The organism is Vibrio sp. 2-Bac 85 (assembly GCF_037546705.1).
In the GTDB taxonomy this organism is placed as follows: Bacteria; Pseudomonadota; Gammaproteobacteria; order Enterobacterales; family Psychromonadaceae; genus Psychromonas.
In genome coordinates this window covers 52,511-71,191 of the sequence record NZ_JALAAB010000005.1, presented here as the reverse complement: position 1 = coordinate 71,191, position 18,681 = coordinate 52,511, and the positions used below count along the sequence as shown (strand labels likewise).

14 protein-coding genes are annotated in these 18,681 nt (G+C 37.1%); 3 read left to right on the top strand and 11 right to left on the bottom strand.

Annotation, left to right across the window (positions count from 1 at the left end; all coding sequences use genetic code 11):
* Window positions 1-29 precede the first annotated feature (29 nt).
* Entirely contained in the window at window positions 30-1,298 is a 1,269-nt protein-coding gene (locus MT390_RS07340) for a hypothetical protein (RefSeq protein WP_499440416.1), read from the top strand.
* 246 nt (window positions 1,299-1,544) lie between these two features.
* On the opposite strand, the gene MT390_RS07335 is transcribed toward MT390_RS07340, so the two are convergent.
* The 7 genes from MT390_RS07335 to MT390_RS07305 all read right to left on the bottom strand — a co-directional run bounded on the left by MT390_RS07335 (window position 1,545) and on the right by MT390_RS07305 (window position 10,623).
* Window positions 1,545-2,753, bottom strand: a complete 1,209-nt coding sequence (locus MT390_RS07335; RefSeq protein ID WP_499440414.1) for an acetate kinase — start codon at window positions 2,751-2,753, stop codon at window positions 1,545-1,547.
* Between the two features lie 380 nt (window positions 2,754-3,133).
* On the bottom strand, window positions 3,134-4,531 hold the full coding sequence (locus MT390_RS07330) for an MBL fold metallo-hydrolase RNA specificity domain-containing protein (RefSeq protein ID WP_499440413.1): 1,398 nt from the start codon (window positions 4,529-4,531) through the stop codon (window positions 3,134-3,136).
* Between the two features lie 370 nt (window positions 4,532-4,901).
* A complete protein-coding gene (locus MT390_RS07325; RefSeq protein ID WP_166370376.1) occupies window positions 4,902-5,933 on the bottom strand; it encodes an ABC transporter substrate-binding protein in 1,032 nt (343 codons plus the stop codon).
* Window positions 5,934-5,935: 2 nt separating this feature from the next.
* Window positions 5,936-6,706 carry a spermidine/putrescine ABC transporter permease PotC gene (potC, locus tag MT390_RS07320; RefSeq protein ID WP_499440411.1) on the bottom strand — a complete coding sequence of 257 codons (771 nt, stop codon included), beginning with the start codon at window positions 6,704-6,706 and terminating at the stop codon, window positions 5,936-5,938.
* On the bottom strand, window positions 6,690-7,562 hold the full coding sequence (gene potB / locus MT390_RS07315; RefSeq protein ID WP_166370380.1) for a spermidine/putrescine ABC transporter permease PotB: 873 nt from the start codon (window positions 7,560-7,562) through the stop codon (window positions 6,690-6,692). Before potB ends, potC begins: the two co-directional genes overlap by 17 nt.
* Complete coding sequence (potA, locus tag MT390_RS07310; RefSeq protein WP_499440410.1) at window positions 7,546-8,652, bottom strand: spermidine/putrescine ABC transporter ATP-binding protein PotA; 1,107 nt, start codon at window positions 8,650-8,652, stop codon at window positions 7,546-7,548. Before potA ends, potB begins: the two co-directional genes overlap by 17 nt.
* Before the next feature lie 588 nt (window positions 8,653-9,240).
* Window positions 9,241-10,623 (bottom strand): uracil-xanthine permease family protein, encoded by a 1,383-nt coding sequence (locus MT390_RS07305; protein WP_166370384.1) that lies wholly within the window; start codon window positions 10,621-10,623, stop codon window positions 9,241-9,243.
* 890 nt (window positions 10,624-11,513) lie between these two features.
* Between MT390_RS07305 and MT390_RS07300 the strand changes: the two genes are divergently transcribed.
* Window positions 11,514-13,061, top strand: coding sequence for an alanine/glycine:cation symporter family protein (locus tag MT390_RS07300; protein ID WP_299659357.1), 1,548 nt, complete (start codon window positions 11,514-11,516; stop codon window positions 13,059-13,061).
* Between the two features lie 213 nt (window positions 13,062-13,274).
* Complete coding sequence (locus MT390_RS07295) at window positions 13,275-13,853, top strand: hypothetical protein (RefSeq protein ID WP_499440409.1); 579 nt, start codon at window positions 13,275-13,277, stop codon at window positions 13,851-13,853.
* Between the two features lie 318 nt (window positions 13,854-14,171).
* Here MT390_RS07295 and MT390_RS07290 read toward each other — a convergent pair whose 3' ends face one another.
* The 4 genes from MT390_RS07290 to MT390_RS07275 all read right to left on the bottom strand — a co-directional run bounded on the left by MT390_RS07290 (window position 14,172) and on the right by MT390_RS07275 (window position 18,240).
* Window positions 14,172-15,035: an ABC transporter permease gene (locus MT390_RS07290; RefSeq protein ID WP_499440408.1), complete on the bottom strand. Its 864-nt coding sequence runs from the start codon at window positions 15,033-15,035 to the stop codon at window positions 14,172-14,174.
* A gap of 10 nt (window positions 15,036-15,045) precedes the next feature.
* The gene (locus MT390_RS07285) at window positions 15,046-15,921 is read right to left on the bottom strand and encodes an ABC transporter permease (RefSeq protein WP_166370392.1); all 876 of its coding nucleotides are present in this window, start codon (window positions 15,919-15,921) and stop codon (window positions 15,046-15,048) included.
* A 4-nt stretch (window positions 15,922-15,925) separates the two neighbouring features.
* Window positions 15,926-17,071 carry an ABC transporter ATP-binding protein gene (locus MT390_RS07280; RefSeq protein WP_499440407.1) on the bottom strand — a complete coding sequence of 382 codons (1,146 nt, stop codon included), beginning with the start codon at window positions 17,069-17,071 and terminating at the stop codon, window positions 15,926-15,928.
* Between the two features lie 98 nt (window positions 17,072-17,169).
* Window positions 17,170-18,240, bottom strand: a complete 1,071-nt coding sequence (locus tag MT390_RS07275; RefSeq protein ID WP_499440406.1) for an extracellular solute-binding protein — start codon at window positions 18,238-18,240, stop codon at window positions 17,170-17,172.
* Window positions 18,241-18,681: the final 441 nt, after the last annotated feature.

The window sequence follows — 18,681 nt, the reverse complement described above, 5'->3', positions numbered from 1 at the left end:
GTTATAACGCCCCTAATATGGATTTTTAAATGAAAAAAGCATTACTCTCTGTAACACTTCTAGCGACCACAATGTCTGTTGCTGCAGAAGAAACAACTAATAATCTAATAAACGGCATCAATGATGCTGGTTTTGGCAACTTCTCTGGCCAAATTCAATCTTTAACAATGTCTCGTGATAAAAACAAATATGCCACTGGTGATGAAAGAGGTGATACTTCAACACTTGCTTTCACATTAAATTATTTATCGCCTGAATACGCAGGTTTTACAGTAGGTGCACAATGGGTTAGCTCTTTTACATTATGGGAACATAACCCAAATGTACCAATCAATGACGATTTCAATACCCTTAATAAAGCATTTGTTAACTTGAATATGAGCGCATATGACTTAGCTAAATCAAATGTAAAAATGGGTCGTTTTGCTATTGATACACTCTTAATGCCAGATATTGCCCCACGTCAAAAATCACAGTCAATGGAAGGCATTGTATTTGAAAGTGAAGATATCAAAGACACTAAACTAGTTGCAGGTTGGATTTATAAATACAGTTCATGGTCAACGTTTACCTACGAAGATTCAGCTGCATTTAATTATGAATTTACTGATGTTAGTGATGTTGCTGGCAAAGACTATTCCACAGCAGGTACTTTCTTTGTCGATTACACCTACACCGGCATTAATAAACTAAATATCAATGTGTCAGATTACCTATCTGAAGATATTTTTAATACTGTATTAGCAAATGTTAAATGGGAAGTTGTTGAGGGTATCAAATGGCGTAACGTTTGGGCACATCAAGATTCTGTAGGTAAAGGTAATGGTTCTTACGGTAATGATGGCGACCTTTCTGCTGACTTCATCGAAACATCAGTTATTTTTGAAGGTAAAGACGGCGCCTATATTCGCCCTGGTATCTGGTTAGTACCCGGATCCGCTGGTGGTGATAATGAACACACTTTTCAAGATCTTTTCCAATCTAACTTAACGCCTACTTTCCCATTAATGGCAAACCCTTATGGTTTCCTTGCAGGAACAACAGGTTATTTTGTTGAAGGTTACAGTGCATTATCTAAAAAAGATTGGTTATGGGCTATGGCCGCTTTTACCGATGTTGATAATAGTGCCGATACAGATGATTATGATGCAGTAGAATTGAATGTAATTTACGGTCGTCAACTAGCTAAAAACTTCAGCACTTCAGTGAAACTTGGTTATGCTTGGTTAGATGATAAAATAGGTTCAGATGACACTCAAGCTTGGGATGCTCGCCTTTTCTTAACTTACCAATTCTAATGATTTTGGTGGCTTTAAACACATTTGAGTTCAAGTCAAAAGTGCAATCGTTTAAAGTCACCAACTTTCTTCAATAGATCGATAATTAGCGTTTAAAAATTTAAAGATCACATTGTCCCTATAAGTAATAGCATCACTACAATCCACAGAAAAAAGACAAAAAAATACCCACCAGCAATTAACTGGTAGGTATTTTAAAAATGGCCTTTGAGTCGTTAAACTATTACCTTTTAACTATTTAATTTATTAAACAGTCAATAAACGTAAAGTATCTTTTGCAATAACCCATTCTTCATTAGTTTGAACAACCATCGCGACTGTACTACCTGGTTCGCTGATAATACCTTTATTAGATGATTTACCAAAACGGTTTGCTAGGTTTTCTTGTTCATTCACTTTAAAGCCTAATAAACCTAAACGCGCTAATGTTAATTGACGGATTGGTGCAGAGTTTTCACCAATACCACCTGTAAATACAACAGCATCTAAACGTCCATCTAAAGCTGCAGTGTAACTTGCAATGTATTTAGCTAAGCGGTAGCAGTAAAGGTCCATAGCACGCGTCGCCGCTTTATCTTGTTGGTAATTATCTTCAACAAATCGGCAATCCGATGTATTTTCAGTTAATCCCAATAAACCAGACTCTTTTGTTAGCATAGTGTGAATTTCTTCCATGCTGTAACCTAATTCGTCATGTAAGTGGAAAATGATTGCAGGATCTAAATCACCACAACGCGTTCCCATTACTAAGCCTTCCAACGGCGTCATACCCATTGACGTATCGACAGAAATACCGTTTTTAATAGCACAAACAGAACCACCGTTACCTAAGTGACAGTTGATGATATTTAACTCATTAACAGGTTTATTTAATACTTCAGCAACTTGTAATGTAATGTAGTAATGGCTAGTACCGTGCATACCGTAACGACGAACGCCATTATCACGGTAAAGTTTGTACGGAAGTGCATATAAATAAGCTTCCTCAGGCATTGTTTGGTGGAAAGCAGTATCAAACACAACCACATTTTTTAATAAAGGCAGTGCATGTTGAGCTGCACGAATACCGATCAAATGAGCTGGATTATGTAAAGGCGCTAATGACACACAATCTTCAATACCTTGGATAACAGAGTCAGTGATAACAGCAGATTCAGTGAACTGCTCACCACCGTGTACGATACGATGGCCAATAGCATATAAGTTTTCTTTTAATACAGGATTTAACGAAAGGATTTCATTAACAATGAAAGTTAATGCTTCATCATGGGCAGCACCAGTACCTAATTCAGCTTTACCTTTTACACCTTCTAAATTCCATTTAATACTTGCATTATCTAAGTGTAAGCACTCAGAAAGACCAGAAAGTTTTTCATCACCAGTAACGGCATCAATAATGGCAAATTTCAAAGAAGAACTACCACAGTTAAGTACAAGGATTAGCTTGCTGTCCATTTTTATATCCTATTTATCACAAAAATAAAGGGTTAGAGCTAAAAGTTATTTCAACTCTTTAAAAGTTGTATTTTTTGGCATTATAAAATAATAACAATAGACAGAGCCCTTGTTTTTACTATCACCAAATCAGAGGTGCGAAGCATACACGTGAAGGACATAGATCACAAAAAATAGTTTATAAAGCATATTTCTTCTTTTAAAGAACGATTTATAGAGATTATCCAATAAAAATGAGACGTAAGAAGGGTTTACATAAGATTAGATTAAATTAATATAAAAAAATAATAACTGGTACAGCGTTTAGCTGCACCAAGCTTGCCAAAATAGAACTAAATAATTGATATAAAACAACTCAATCAATAAAACAAAGCTTTAGATCAAATGTTAATTTTCTCTGCGTAACGCACAATATGTGTTGGTATATTTAGTTGTTCTTCTATTGCTTGTTTAAAAATGCTTTGTTTATCTGGTTCTCCATGTATTAAAAACACATATTCAATTTTTTCAAATTCACTGATCCATCCTAAAAGGTCATGTTGGTCGGCATGAGCGGAGAAACCATTCACTTTATGTATTTTTGCATTTACCTTAATATTTTCATGGTAAAGCTGAATCGAATCCACTCCATCTATTAACTTCCTTCCCAACGTCCCCTGAACTTGATACCCAACAAATATGACACTATTAGTTTCATCCCATAAACGATGTTTTAAGTGATGTAATATCCGTCCTCCCGTGCACATGCCACTACCTGCGATAATGATGCAACCACTTTCTATTTTGTTAATGAGTATCGATTCATTGCTTTTTAAAGCATATTGTAAATAAGGGAAGTCAAATACACTGCCATCACGATCAAGTAGTTGTTTGGCTGATTCATTCAACTCATGGTGATGAGCGGTATAAATTTGCGTGGCGCGCATCGCCATTGGAGAATCCAAAAAGACTTGGCATTGTGGTAACTCTTTGTCGTAATACATTTGCTTTAATAACAATAAAATTTCTTGCGAACGTTCAATAGCAAATGACGGGATCAAGACATTGCCTTTATTGTTTAAGGTATTAATTACAATTTCCTTAAACTCATCTACCGTCTCTTTTAAACCACAATGATTACGGTCACCATAAGTTGACTCAATAAATAACGCATTGGTTTGTTTAATAACACTAGGTTCAGGCATGATTAAATCTTTACGGCCGCCTAAGTCACCAGAAAAAACCACCGACTTAGTTGTGCCAGCTTCTTCAAAATCAACTTGCACTGTACTTGAACCGAGAATGTGTCCAGCCTGGCGAAACGTCACCTTCACATTAGGAGTCAGTTGAATACTTTTATTATGTTGTGCATATTGAATGGTTAAATCAAATACTGCTTTAGCATCATCAATAGTATAGATAGGGGGACGAACTTTTTTTTCAGTACCCGACCGTTTTGCTTTTTTAAAAGCCAATTTGTAATCTTCTTCGGCAATTTTAGCGCTATCCATTAGCACCACTTCAGCTAAATCCATGGTGGCACGAGAAGCTACAATCTTGCCATCAAAGCCTTCTTTAACGAGTTTAGGGATGCGTCCTACATGGTCTAAATGAGCATGCGTGACTAAGATAATATTGACGCTTTTAGGATCAAAATCGAAAGGTTCATAGGTCTTTTCTTCACCCTCACCCTGAAAATAACCACAATCAATTAATATATTTGGCCCATTTTCAAGCTGTAAGAGATGACATGAACCAGTTACTGTTTCAGCTGCACCAAATGATTGAATAAAAGCCATAAAACACCTCCTCTATGAACTTGTTTACAGATTTTTGAGACTCAATAACTTAGCGGCTAAAGACATTAACTAGCTTTAACAGCTATAGTTTTTTATATATAGTATTTGTAATATCTAATAATGACCATAGCGCATAAGTAGGTGTAAAGTTGATAGCCTGTTAGCAATTTTGCTATTCAATCATTTAATTAAAAGAGATGGATGAAAGATTGAAAAGGTAAGTAAAAGGCTAAAAAGAGGAATCCGATAGAAAGGTTAAATAAGCGAGATCCTTTATTGCAGTAATAACAATAATATTAAGCATAATTAAACCGCTCGTTGAGCGGTTTAATTAATTAAGGTGTAAAAATATTATTAAGATTTACAACCTTTATGATTTAGTTTGTTTTAGCATTTGCCAGTATTTCTCATAGATGGCATTCGCTTCACCTAAGTCACTATGATACGAACCGTTTTTAATAACATCAGCTGGCGGTACAACCATTGGGTTATTACGCATTTCATCACTTAACAAAGGGATAGTACCTAAGTTAGGGGTTGAATTACCTACACCTTCAATAATCATTTTTCCAATTTCAGGACGCAATATATAGTCAATAAGCTTGTGTGCATTATCTACATTTTCAGCGCCTTTAGAGATAACAAGACTGTCTACCCACAAAGTAACACCTTCTTTTGGGTAAATGTAATCAACCGTACCTAACTCAACTTGTGCCATGTAAGCTTCACCATTCCACATAACGCCCATCGGTACATTACCTTGAATAAGCGGCCCTTTTGGTGAATCAGACAAGAATAATTTCACGTTTGGTAATAACTCAACTAGTGCTTCATAAGCTTGACGAATTTCGTCTTCATTAGTGGTATTGTTTTCAAAGCCTTTCACTTTTAATGCCATTAAAAAGATATCGCGAACATCATCTAATAACAGGATTTGATCTTTAAACTCTGGTTTCCAAAGATCCTTCCACGACGTAATTGATGATGAATTCATCTCATCCGTATTAACCGCAATAGCCGTACTGCCCCATAGGTATGGAATACTGTATTTGTTGCCTGGGTCGTAAGCTTGATCCAATAAGTTTGGATCTAAGTTACCCAAATTTTTTAATTTAGATTTATCAATCGGCTGTATAAGATCAGCACGTTTTAAACGTTCGATAAAAAAGGTTGTAGGTACCGCTAAATCATAACCTTTACCGTTCACTAATTGTAATTTAGCGAACATAGTTTCATTGCTATCAAAGGTAGCCACTTCAACTTTAATACCCGTTTCTTTAGTAAACGATTTAAGTACTTTATCTGGAATGTAATCAGCCCAGTTATACAACACGACTTTTTCTTCTGCAATTGCTGAAAAACTAAGCATCATTGCGGCGGTTACTGTTAACCATTTTTTCATTATTAATTTCCTTTTTTACGTAGCAATAGCTGCGATATTACAATTAAGACTACTGACCCAACAAAGAGTAAAGTAGAGATAGCATTAACCTCTGGCGACACACCAACACGGACCATGGAATATATTTTAAGTGGTAATATTTCATAGCCTGGCCCCGTTACAAAGGAACTCACAATCACATCATCGATGGATAACGTGAAACTTAACAACCAACCCGATGCTACCGCTGGTAATATCATTGGTAGGATAATTTTACTAAACACCTGCCATTCGTTAGCACCCAAATCGCGCGCTGCTTCCGTGACTGACATATCCATGCCTTTTAAGCGAGAGAAAACACTAATGATCACAAATGGCAAACAGAAAGTAATGTGTGCAATTAAAAGCGAAATATAGCCGAGTTCAATACCCAAAGTAACAAATAAAATAAGTAAGGCAATCGCCATCACAATGTCCGGTGTTAACATACTTACAAACACCAGCGAAGAGACCGCACCTTTACCATAAAAACGATAACGTTGTAATGCAACTGCCGCTAAAGTACCAATCACAGTTGCAGCTGTAGCACTGGTCAATCCAACTTGTAAGGTGTGCCAACCCGCTTCCATTAACGAATCATTTTCAAATAACTTCTCGTACCATTTATAGGTAAAACCACTCCATTTATTACCGTAGCGAGACTCGTTAAAAGAGTTAACCACTAAAATAAAAATAGGTGTGTACACATAGCAAAGTACTAGCCCGATAAACCCTAATCTAAAAATTCGAGTCATTGATGCCCCCTTCGCGATTCGACATTTTTGTCGCTCGGTAATAAAGCCAAAGCATAAATGATAATAATAAAATCATTAAAATACTCAATGCGGCACCAAATGGCCAATCACGTGTTTGTATAAACTGGTTCTTAATGACATTGCCCAATAACGCATGCTTTGAACCTCCCAATAAATCCGCCACAAAAAACATGCCCATGGCTGGCAAAACCACCATCAAACACCCGGCAATAATACCCGGCAGTGTTAATGGTAAAGTAATGCGCATTAAACGTTGGCTTGCACTCGCACCGAGATCTTTAGCCGCATCTAACAATTTAAAATCTAATCGCTCCATAGAGGAATAAATAGGTAAGATCATAAAAGGTAACAGGATATAACTGAGACCAAAAATAACCGCAAACTGGCTATATAACATGTCCAATGGTTTATCAATCAAACCGATAAATTGCAGTGCTTCATTAATTAAGCCTTTTTTACCTAACAAAAATTGGATCGCATAAATACGTACCAAAGAATTTGTCCAAAATGGCACAATTAACAGAAACAACACAATGCCACGCCAGCGTTTTGGTAATGACATCAAGCACATCACAAAAGGATAGGCGATCGCTAAGCAGATCACAGCCGTAATCATTGACATCGACAGTGAATCCCACAACAATGCAATAAAGGTCGGATCGAAAACGCTTTTCCAACCTTCTAGGCTAAATTTATACTGTATTAAAAAATCAGCATCACGAGTTAAGAAACTGGTCACTAAAACCATCAAGCTCGGCACTAGAACAAACAGTGCTAGCCAGCTTGTAGCAAGACCAATAGCCCAAAAACGAAACTGATTAAATTGTTTGTTCATATGGCAATACCACTTCCCAACCCGTTATCCATTGTAATGCGACTTTTTGACCTAAGCGGTAGTCAAAGTCGGGATCATCTTCATCAAAAAACTCACTGGCAATCACATTGGTGCCAGTAGATAAACGAATATAAGAATCTAAGGTTTTCCCTTTATAGTTACATTCGTGAATATGCCCTTCTATGTGCACAGTATTCGCCGCTAATTCAGGTTTAGTTAAGCGTACATCTTCAGGGCGAAGTAATACGTGTACTTTGTCATTCGCGGCAAAAGGGTAATCCGTTTGCACAACCCAATCAGCACCTTCAGCAACCACTTCAACGTGTTTTTCATCAATGCGACGCACCACATGACCATCAAATTGGTTAATTTCACCAATAAAGCGTGCCACAAAGAGATTGACCGGCGTTTCATAGATTTCACGCGGAGTGCCAATTTGCTGTACCTTACCTTTGTTTAATACCACGATACGATCTGACATCGACAACGCTTCTTCTTGGTCGTGCGTAACATAAACAAAGGTGATGTTAAGTTGACGTTGTAATCGCTTTAACTCTATTTGCATTTCTTGACGTAATTTGTAATCAAGCGCACTCAACGACTCGTCTAACAATAATAAACGCGGGCGATTAACCACAGCGCGCGCAATAGCCACACGTTGTTGTTGTCCACCGGATAATTGATGTGGTTTACGCTGAGCAAAACTTTCTAAACGCACCATACGTAATGCTTCAATTACACGGTCATTAATTTCTGCCTTGAGTACTTTATGCATGATCAAACCGAACGCGATATTGTCATACACTGTCATATGAGGAAATAAAGCATAACTTTGGAACACGGTATTCACGGGGCGATGTTCAGCCTTAAGAATAGAGATATCTTTTTCATCAAGCATTACTTGCCCTTGGTCTTCTTTTTCAAAACCAGCAATAATACGTAGCACTGTCGTTTTACCACAGCCTGATGGACCTAATAAGGTAAGAAACTCACCGTCGTAAATTGTAAGATCTAACGCATCTAAAACCGTATTATCGGCATACGTTTTACTGATCCCAGAAAGTTGTAAAAGAGGTTGGCACCCAGTCACATTCAATATTCCAAATATATAGCCATAATGGCAGTTAACATCATCTTAAGTTTTTCGCTTAAGCGTTTAAGAACTCACATTAAAAACAAGTCTTTATTTTGTTCATGTTGCAATCTTTAACGTAGATCACAATCGGCGCGATTGTACCTACATATCAATCAAACTCAATAAAAAATCAAGTCAAATAGCAAATTATTTTCGCACTATTATTTACAGTAAAATGTTTAAAAAACAAACAAAAGTTTTTATAAATAAAATCGACAAATACAATCATTTTATCACTATTGAATTGAAGTAATGTCTGACATTAATCGCGCTTAACCATATGAGAAGTGAATAAGTGCACAATTAATATGCCTCATAACAGCAGTACATAAATTAACCGTTAATATTTTGTATTGCGCTATCGAGTTGAATACGTAAAGAGCGAAATGAGAATTAAGTGGAATAAGTACAGTTTGAAATAGATATAGAGAAAGTAGGTATAGTGTGAGAGGTATATTACAAAATAGATAAATAATTAAATGAAACCGTACTACTGTTAATCAGGTAGCAATACGGTTGTCGATAGCAAGTTACAAACTTGTTTTAATCTTTGTTTTGCTTTGGTTCTTCAGGTAAAACTAAGTTTAAGAAGATCGCAGTAATACCACCAGCCGCCATCCCAGAAGATAAAATACTTTTCACCCAGTCAGGCATGAACTGAAGAATTTCAGGGTTCTGCCCAATGCCTAATCCCATTGAAAATGATAGAGCCATGATTAAAATAGCACGGCGATCCAGATCACAACGAGAAATGATACGAATACCTGAAGCTGCAATGGTACCAAACATAACCACCGTCGCTCCACCTAATACGGGCTCAGGAATTAATTGTACTAAGTTAGCAACACCAGGAAATAAACCAAGTAACACCAACATACCCGCCACAAAATAACCGATGTAACGACTTGCAACACCCGTTAGCTGAATAATTCCGTTGTTTTGGCTAAAGGTAGAATTAGGGAAGCTATTTAATAACGAAGCGATAGCCGAGTTCAAACCATCTGCTAATACACCGCCTTTTATACGTTTCAAATAAAGTGGGCCAGAAACCGGTTGCTCAGATGTTTCAGAGGTTGCTGTTATGTCTCCGATCGCCTCTAATGACGTCACCGCAAATACAATCACCAAGGGAATTAATAATCCCCAATCGAAGCCTAAACCATATTGCATCACCGACGGAACTGCGATTAAAGCTGTTTCAGGCGCATCCGTTGTGTTTAACATACCCATAAACCAAGCTAATACCGTGCCTGCTATCATGGCAATAACGATCGATGAAACACGTAAATAAGGATGCTTTACGCGATTCAATAACACAATAAAGCCTAATACTGTTCCCGCTAGCATTAAATTATCAAGGCTACCGAAACTACCATCTTCAATCGCTGCATAACCCCCTCCCATGGAGGTTAAACCAATTTGGATCAATGTCAGACCAATCAGCGTAACAACAATGCCTGATACAAGCGGTGTAATAATGCGTTGCGTATGTTGTAGCACACGGGAGATAAATACTTCGGTTAATGAGGCAAATAGAATCGTACCGAAAATAGCAGCCATCATAGTACTAATATCCGCACCACCCGCTTTAAGCGCTAAGCCAGCACCAATGATCGGACCTAAAAAATTAAAACTAGTACCTTGTATTGATAATAAGCCAGAGCCTATCGGACCAAAGGTACGAATTTGAATAAAAGAAGCAATGCCGGATGCAAATAACGACATGCTAACGATGGTATTAGTATCGCTGGCAGGTAAACCCAATGCTTGGCATATAATTAAAGAGGGAGTGATCACTGCAACAAACATAGCTAATAAATGTTGAGTCGCTGCAAATAGTGTTTCAGGCAGTGGCGGACGATCATCTAAACGATATATAAGATCAGAGTTTCGTTGTGTTTTAGTCTTACTATGCTGTTCAAGCATGGTGTTTGTATCCTTGGTATATTTACCTTTTAACTATTTTTTGTAAAATTAATCACCTCATCTATCGCGTTTGTACTTGCAAATAAAAGAGCAAGAACCATAGCCAAAAAGCACCGATAGCGATTGATGTAATTTTTGAGTGCGTCATTTGAGGTTGATTTTTCTAACAAATAAAATATTTAAATGGTAGTGAGTATTTCTTGATCCCTATAGGATGCGCTGAATGGGCACCTATCTGTGAAGGCTGGATAATTCTGTGATTGCTGTTACTCAGAACCAGACCAACACCAGGAGAAATGAAAGTGGTTTAAATCCGGCGCTATTTTAATTCGCTTTTAATAAATAGCAAACAATAGTGAAAACACTCTGGAAATAATCAATAGATATCAATGTAATACAATAAAATAATGTTATTAAGTTGTTAACAAATGATAGCTGCATGATGAAGGTTCAAACAGTTGCGGATTGTTAACTTATATACATAACTTGGTGAGCTTAAGGTCAGGCTTATACCTTTTAATTAAACAGGTTTTATATTAAAACTAACATTAAGACAATCAGTTCTAAGATGAAAACATATTTAATAGGGTTAGCGAAACAGCATTAAGCGATGTATGGTATTAACGGTGAATCGGCTAAATCCAGTTCAACTTCACAATAGTTTAGATTCAGACTGTTCAGCCTCACACAACAGAATAAACAAAACTTTAACCTAAATTTAACATCTATATTGGTTGAAACTGATTTTTAATCCATAAAAATCAAAGAAAATAGTCAATAACACTGGCTTAAATCATTTACACTATTTATGCTGAATATGCTTTGACTTTAAACAACTAATCTCTCTGCATATTTTATATAAGGAAATTAACATGTATAAGGAAATAAACATGATAAAAACACGAAAATTTATACCCTTCTTTCTATTAGCCTTTAGCGCCAATGCTTTGGCTGAAGAAATGAGTGGATTTGGACAAGCAGTAGACTCTTTAAGTAAATCTGTTGATGGCTTTTTTAGTGATTACACAGGTTGGTTTGTCAGTTTAATATTTAAAAGTGTTCCTATTGGCGAAGCAAGCTTTCCATTAATCGTTGGTTGGTTATTAGTAGCAGCCTTGATCTTCACTATCTATTTTGGCTTTGTACAATTTAAACGTGTTGGACTAGCGATTAATATTATAAAAGGAAAGTATACAGATCCCAACTCTAAAGAAGAAGGCGAAGTTTCTCACTTCCAAGCATTAACAACGGCCCTTTCAGGTACTGTTGGTCTTGGTAATATTGCCGGTGTTGGTGTCGCACTTGCAATTGGTGGCCCGGGCGCAACTTTCTGGATGATCTTATGTGGTCTTCTGGGCATGGCGTCTAAATTCTGTGAATGTACTTTAGGTGTAAAATACAGAACTATTTTACCATCGGGTGTTGTATCTGGTGGTCCAATGTATTACTTAAGCCAAGGGTTAAGTGAAAAAGGCCTCGGTGGTTTAGGTAAAATATTAGCGGTTGGTTTTGCATTAATGTGTATTTTAGCAACGTTAGGTGCTGGTAACATGTTCCAAGCAAACCAAGCACATGCAATGTTAACGTATGCCTTTGACGTACCAAGTGAATATGGTGTTATTACTGGTATTGTACTGGCTTCATTAGTATTTTCAGTAATTGTTGGTGGTATGCCTTCAATTGCATCGGTAACTGAGCGAGTTGTTCCATGGATGGCTGCGTTATATGTAGGCATGGCACTTATTGTTATTGTTGCAAATATTGAGCAAGTAGGTCCTGCTTTTGCTTCTATCGTTGAAGGTGCTTTCACCGGAGCCGGTGTTGTTGGTGGTTTCATTGGTGCATTAATTCAAGGTCTAAAACGCGCGACCTTCTCCAATGAAGCAGGGGTTGGTTCCGCAGCGATTGCTCACTCCGCAGTTAAAACTAAAGAGCCTATTACTGAAGGTCTTGTATCTTTATTAGAACCATTCATTGATACTGTTGTTATTTGTACAATGACAGCATTAGTTATCATTATTGCAGGATTAAATGTTGCACCTTTTGATGGCAGTGGTTTAACAGGCGTAACATTAACAGCCGCATCATTTACTGAAACTGCAGGCGTCTTTAAATACTTACTAGCATTAGCAGTTATCATGTTTGCATTCTCAACAATGATTTCTTGGTCATACTATGGATTGAAAGCATGGACTTACCTATTTGGTGAAGGTAAATCAACAGAATTTATTTTCAAGGTTATTTTCTGTTTATTTGTAGTTCTTGGTGCGACCATTCAGTTTGGCGCTGTTATTGACTTCTCTGATGCAGCTTTATTTGCAATGTCTATCTTCAACATTATTGGTTTATACTTCTTAATGCCGATCGTGAAAAAAGAATTACATTCATTTATTGCTCGTGTTAAATCTGGCGAGATAAAAACATACGATACAAAATAAACTTCACTGACGGATCTTTGTAGAGCAGTCAGCATAAAACAGTTTATTAACGGTTTTTGTTAACCGTATTTAATAAAAAACTCACTTCGGTGAGTTTTTTTGTATAGGATACTCACTAATTTTTTTGTATATATTTTCTACATAATAAAGATCAGCAAATACATTTTATCTCTTTCAGCAATGGTTATTACAAACGATATACAAGGAAGGTATATGAACGAAAATGATAATGAAACGGAAACCTTAGCGATTGATTTAACGCGCACATTACTGCGAGACGGCCCTAAATTTTTATCACACAAAGTGCTTGTGGTTGATGATATTGCTTTTTTGCGCCCGACTATCACTGCCATGTTATTTTGTGTCATTTATATTGTTGTGGGGATATTTTTAATGAGCCTTGCAACTTACCAATTAATGGTTTTAAACAAATATGACTTTGCCATTTTTCTTGGGGGATTTGGTATTGCTATAAGCACTTTCGGCATCTCATTAATTCAACCATTTCTAAGTCGAGTCAGTTTTGATCGAAAAACCGGTTTGTTTAATAACCATAAAGACCGCGACGTTAAACTGCAAAACATTATTTCTTTGCAAATAAATAACAAAGTTATTCAACGTAAACATGCATTAAACTACGCCTGTTTTGAATTGAATTTATTAACTGAACATGGACGAAGAATTAATATTTTAAACCACAACGATCAACAGCAGTTGCTACAAGATGCTGAGCTATTAGGCTCTTTTTTAGGTGTGGAAGTAAATGACTGTCGAAAAGAAATTGTTTTATAAGTGCCCCCCTGTGCCGGCGGAGTTATTAATTGTGTCAATGAAGTGAATAATGTAATCACTTATGAGGCATTATTTTATTAGACGATGTTACAACAAGTGCAGTGTAATTTTATTTGCTCATTTTTTAGATTAAGAAAGTCAACCGCCGATAACGCAAAACCATAGCGAATAAAATTCAAACGGTTCTAACTAGCAGAATCGTAATAAAACGCCAAGCAAAGCTTTTAAAGCCTGATTCAATATGGCGACAACGACTAACCTGACAACTTTTACCTTGCACTGAAGACACCTTACGCGGAAGAAAAGCACCCACTTTTTTTATTCAGCAGTACTTTTCCGACCTGATAAAAAGTAATTACCTAATGCCAATACCACACTTGTTAACATTAACAATAATGAAACAACATTAATCACCGGTGTCGCGCCCTCTCTGAGACGGTCATAAAGTGTGATTGTTAAAGGACTATCTGAGCCAACTAACATCAAGGTCGTATTGAAATTTTCGAAAGACATTAAAAAACTGATCACGGCAGCGCCAATAATTGCAGGTAATAAATACGGAATAGTAATTGTACGTATTGCTTGTAATTTAGTGGCTCCCAAGTTCAAAGCAGCTTCCTCTAAACTTAAATCAAAGCTGCGCAATCTGGCAGCAACAATTAAGGTACAAATCGTGGTAATAAAAGCAAATTGACCAATTACTACCAATGTTAAACCTGGCCTCAACAATTCAATATCGATTGCCCATACATCATCAAAATAATTAGCAATACTTGAACTCATGATTAAAATCGATACGCCTAAAATAACTCCAGGTATTACCAAAGGTAATAACATCAACATATATAAAACACTTTTTCCTCGAAATGTTGCCCGTTCAAACAAAAAAGCATTATTAACGGCTAACGCAACAGCCAAAACCGTCGTGCAAGTTGCAACTAGAAAGCTGGTTGCAATTGATTGATATAACTGAGGGTCGTGAAATAACCCTAGCATCGGCTCTTGATCAGAGAAAAACCAATCCCAGGTAAAACCATGCCAAGGGAGAGAGGGAAACATACTGTCATTGAACGCAAATACAGCAACAACCACTAAAGGAGCCATTAAAAAAGTAAAAAATATAAAAGCATATATCCTAAAACTAGACTTAAACAGTGCTGACTGCGGAATCGATGGGATCATATTACGTCTCCTAGGACATCACTTTGCTGAATGATTGACGGCTAAGTTTCAACCCAAGCCAAACAATCAAAGAAGAAATACTTAACAATAGAACACCAAATGCCGAGCCCTGTTGCCAATTAAACCGCGTAATAAATTGCGTAAATATTTGCTCAGTGAACCATAAACTTGATTTACCACCCAATAAAATAGGCGTTAAATAATTACCCAGCGTAAGCATAAAGACCACAATGCAGCCAGATACGATGGCAGGTTTAGCATGCGGCACAATAATGTGCCAAAACACAGATAATCCGTTGCCGCCTAAATCATATCCCGCTTCAATATAACTATCATCAAGACTTTCTAAGGTCGATGTTAACGGCACAACCATAAACAGCATACTGCTATAAACTAGCCCTAACATAATGGTGGCATCGGTATATAGAAACTCAATCGGCCCTTCCGTAAAGCCTATATATTGTAAAAAAGAGCTTATCACACCACTTTCACGTAACAGAATCATCCAGCCATAAGTTCTGACTAACTCACTCACCCAAAATGGAACCAAACAAAGCACCAACAACAAGCCCTTGGCACGACCTCGTAACATCTTGGCGATGTAGTAAGAGATTGGAAAAGCGATGATTAACGTTAATATAGTGGCAATTATTGACATCACAGCAGTGCGCAGAAAAGTGTTCCAATAAAGAGGCTCAGTAAAAAATTCAATATAGTTACTCAAACCATATTCATAGATGCGTGGTGCAACACGCTCTTGCAATGAAATATTCAGCATGGTCAACTGCGGCAAAATAACTAACAATACTAGCCATAGTAATAACGGGCAAAGCAGTAACAGTAAGCCTAATTTAAGCGGTGTGTTTGATTTTCCTTTAATGGCCATCTATTCATTTGTCCTGTATTTTAGGAAAAACGTTAACTTGCTGCATAGGAAATGAAATTTGTAATTTATCGCCTTTCTTTAAGTGCATAAATTCAGCAGTTTGTGGCAGCTTAACTTTTATCTCTTCGCTAGAGGTTTGCTCTTCTACTAACAACTGACTATTTGCACCATCAAATAAAATATTGTTAACTTTGCTATGTAGTTGATTAGTATGTAATTGATTCGTTTGTAATTGAGTGCTTTCTACTTTAGATTCTAACATCGGCGAAATATGGATAGCTTCAGGGCGTATAAACACCTCAACCTCTGAACCAATAATAAACGTTTTATTCTCAGGTTTTTGTACTTGTAACACTAAGCCAGATGCTGTTTTTACCTGTAATGAATCTGATAAAATATCCATTACCTTAGCTGACCACTTATTACTATCACCAACAAAACCTGCTACAAAGGCATTATCTGGTTGAAAATATAACTGCTGAGGATCACCTACTTGTTGAAATTGCCCATGATTCATCACCGCAACCTGATCGCTCATCACCAACGCTTCAGATTGGTCATGGGTAATATAAACAAAAGTGGTTTCGAACTCCTGTTGCAGTTTTTTTAGTTCTACTTTCATGTGCTCACGCAACTTCAGGTCTAAGGCCCCTAAAGGTTCATCCAGTAACAGAACATCAGGATTCAGCACCAAGCATCTCGCAATCGCTATCCGCTGTTTTTGTCCGCCAGATAATTGTGCTATTTTCTTTTCGCCACTGCCACTAAGGTTAACACGCGCTAACACTTGCTCTACTTTATGTTTGATTTCAACTTTATTAATCCCTTGGCGATGCAAACCATAGGCAATATTTTCTGACACATTCATATTAGGGAAGAGTGCTAAGTGCTGAAAAACCATATTGACCGGGCGCTTATTAGGCGCAACGCCCACCACCGATTTACCTTTGATAAAAATATCACCCGATGTCGGGTCGTCAAATCCCGCTAGCATGCGTAATAGAGTTGTTTTACCACATCCAGAAGGCCCTAGAATAGAAAAGAAACTGCCCTTTTTGATGGCAAAGGAGACTTGGTCAACGGCAGTGAAATCATCAAACTGTCTGACGATATCAGTGCATTGCAAATCAAAATCCGTATGATTAAGCAAATGAATTCCTAATTAAAAATTGAATTGGTTTTACATTAAATAAAAATTTAGGTGCAACCAAGGTTACACCTAAATAAGACGAATTAAAAAACTGAGGGCTATTTTGCTGCTTTAACGCGGTCCAATACTTTACCTTCAATCATTTCTAAGCCAGCAGGCACAGGTGGATACCATTTAATGTTATCAACAGACGCCGTATCAAAGCTTGATTGATACTTAGCTCTTAATGGTGCATTCACGAATTCATCAGCCCCTTTTGAGGCAGTGAAATTACCTGCAGAGTCAGTGATCAACGCCGCTATTTTTGGTTGCATAACAAAATTTATCCATTTATAAGCAGCCGCTTCATTTTTGCTTTTACGCGGTATTACAAATGCATCGATCCAGCCCAATGCCCCCGATGTTGGGGCAATAAAGTTAATCGCTTTATTATCATCATTTAACTGCCAACCACCTGCATCCCACGCCATAGCAGCAACAGTTTCATCGCTACGCATTAAATTTTTCATGGCATCGCCACCTGACCAGTAAGCCTTAACGTTACCTTTACAGCTGATTAACTTATCCTGCACTTGTAACATAATTTTTTCATATTCTGCAGGGTCGTTATAAGCTGCAAATGGGTCTAAGCCCATTGAAAATGCAAAAGCAATTAAAGTAGGACGTTTCAAACGATAAGTCACTTTGCCCTTATAAGCATCGTTACATAGGTCTGCATAATCTTTTACATCAGCTGCTTTTTCAGAGTTTACAATTAAACCAGAAGTACCCCAAATATGCGGCACGCCATAGGGTTTACCGTCATACATTGATGACTTCAATGTTGAATCAAGCATACTCGTTACAAACAAACTATTATCTATCTTGGATAAATCAATCGGTTTATAGATATTAAACTCAGCTTGTGCGCTGGCGATCCTATCTTGGCTAGGTTGAACTAGGTCAAAGCCGCCACCACGAGTAGCAGAAAGTTTCGCAATCATGTCTTCATTGTTAGATTTAGTCACCTCAACATCTATTCCAGTTTCAGCTTTAAACATATCAACAACAGCTTTTGGCGCATAACCACCCCATGTCAATAAGCGAAGTGTTTCAGCATTCACTGATTGTGCTGTTACACATAAGGTAAAACCGACTGCAATTAGTGACCTACAATTTGAAATTTGCATTATTCTCTCCATAGATGTCTGTTATAACTAAAAAAGTAATACCAAATAAGAGAATCAATATAAGCAAAATAGTATGACATAAACATGACAAAGGTAATATTTATGTCAAAGATAAGACCTGCATCAACTAAAGGGAGATAATAGATTAGAGGTGAATTGGATAAAAATGCACTAATTATTAACAACAATTGACTAAGATAGAAGTTGAACAGGACATATAAAGTAACGACTTCCACCACACAACAAAACATGGTGAACAAATGCGAAATACAATGATACAAAGGCATATCAGACAGGGAAACTGGTGATTAGCGAGATTGAGTCATGACAAACTACCTCCAAGTGCAACAATATGCATCTTTAAAAGATAGTTTATAAATAATCATCAGCCAAAGCTTATAGATTTCCAGCACTTCCCAGAACTTGACTACTGACTATCCA

Coding starts and splice junctions, on each gene's coding strand:
- MT390_RS07340 (WP_499440416.1), top strand. CDS start 30: ATGAAAAAAGCATTACTCTCTGTAACACTTCTAGCGACCACAATGTCT.
- MT390_RS07335 (WP_499440414.1), bottom strand. CDS start 2,753: ATGGACAGCAAGCTAATCCTTGTACTTAACTGTGGTAGTTCTTCTTTG.
- MT390_RS07330 (WP_499440413.1), bottom strand. CDS start 4,531: ATGGCTTTTATTCAATCATTTGGTGCAGCTGAAACAGTAACTGGTTCA.
- MT390_RS07325 (WP_166370376.1), bottom strand. CDS start 5,933: ATGAAAAAATGGTTAACAGTAACCGCCGCAATGATGCTTAGTTTTTCA.
- potC (WP_499440411.1), bottom strand. CDS start 6,706: ATGACTCGAATTTTTAGATTAGGGTTTATCGGGCTAGTACTTTGCTAT.
- potB (WP_166370380.1), bottom strand. CDS start 7,562: ATGAACAAACAATTTAATCAGTTTCGTTTTTGGGCTATTGGTCTTGCT.
- MT390_RS07305 (WP_166370384.1), bottom strand. CDS start 10,623: ATGCTTGAACAGCATAGTAAGACTAAAACACAACGAAACTCTGATCTT.
- MT390_RS07300 (WP_299659357.1), top strand. CDS start 11,514: ATGATAAAAACACGAAAATTTATACCCTTCTTTCTATTAGCCTTTAGC.
- MT390_RS07295 (WP_499440409.1), top strand. CDS start 13,275: ATGAACGAAAATGATAATGAAACGGAAACCTTAGCGATTGATTTAACG.
- MT390_RS07290 (WP_499440408.1), bottom strand. CDS start 15,035: ATGATCCCATCGATTCCGCAGTCAGCACTGTTTAAGTCTAGTTTTAGG.
- MT390_RS07285 (WP_166370392.1), bottom strand. CDS start 15,921: ATGGCCATTAAAGGAAAATCAAACACACCGCTTAAATTAGGCTTACTG.
- MT390_RS07275 (WP_499440406.1), bottom strand. CDS start 18,240: ATGCAAATTTCAAATTGTAGGTCACTAATTGCAGTCGGTTTTACCTTA.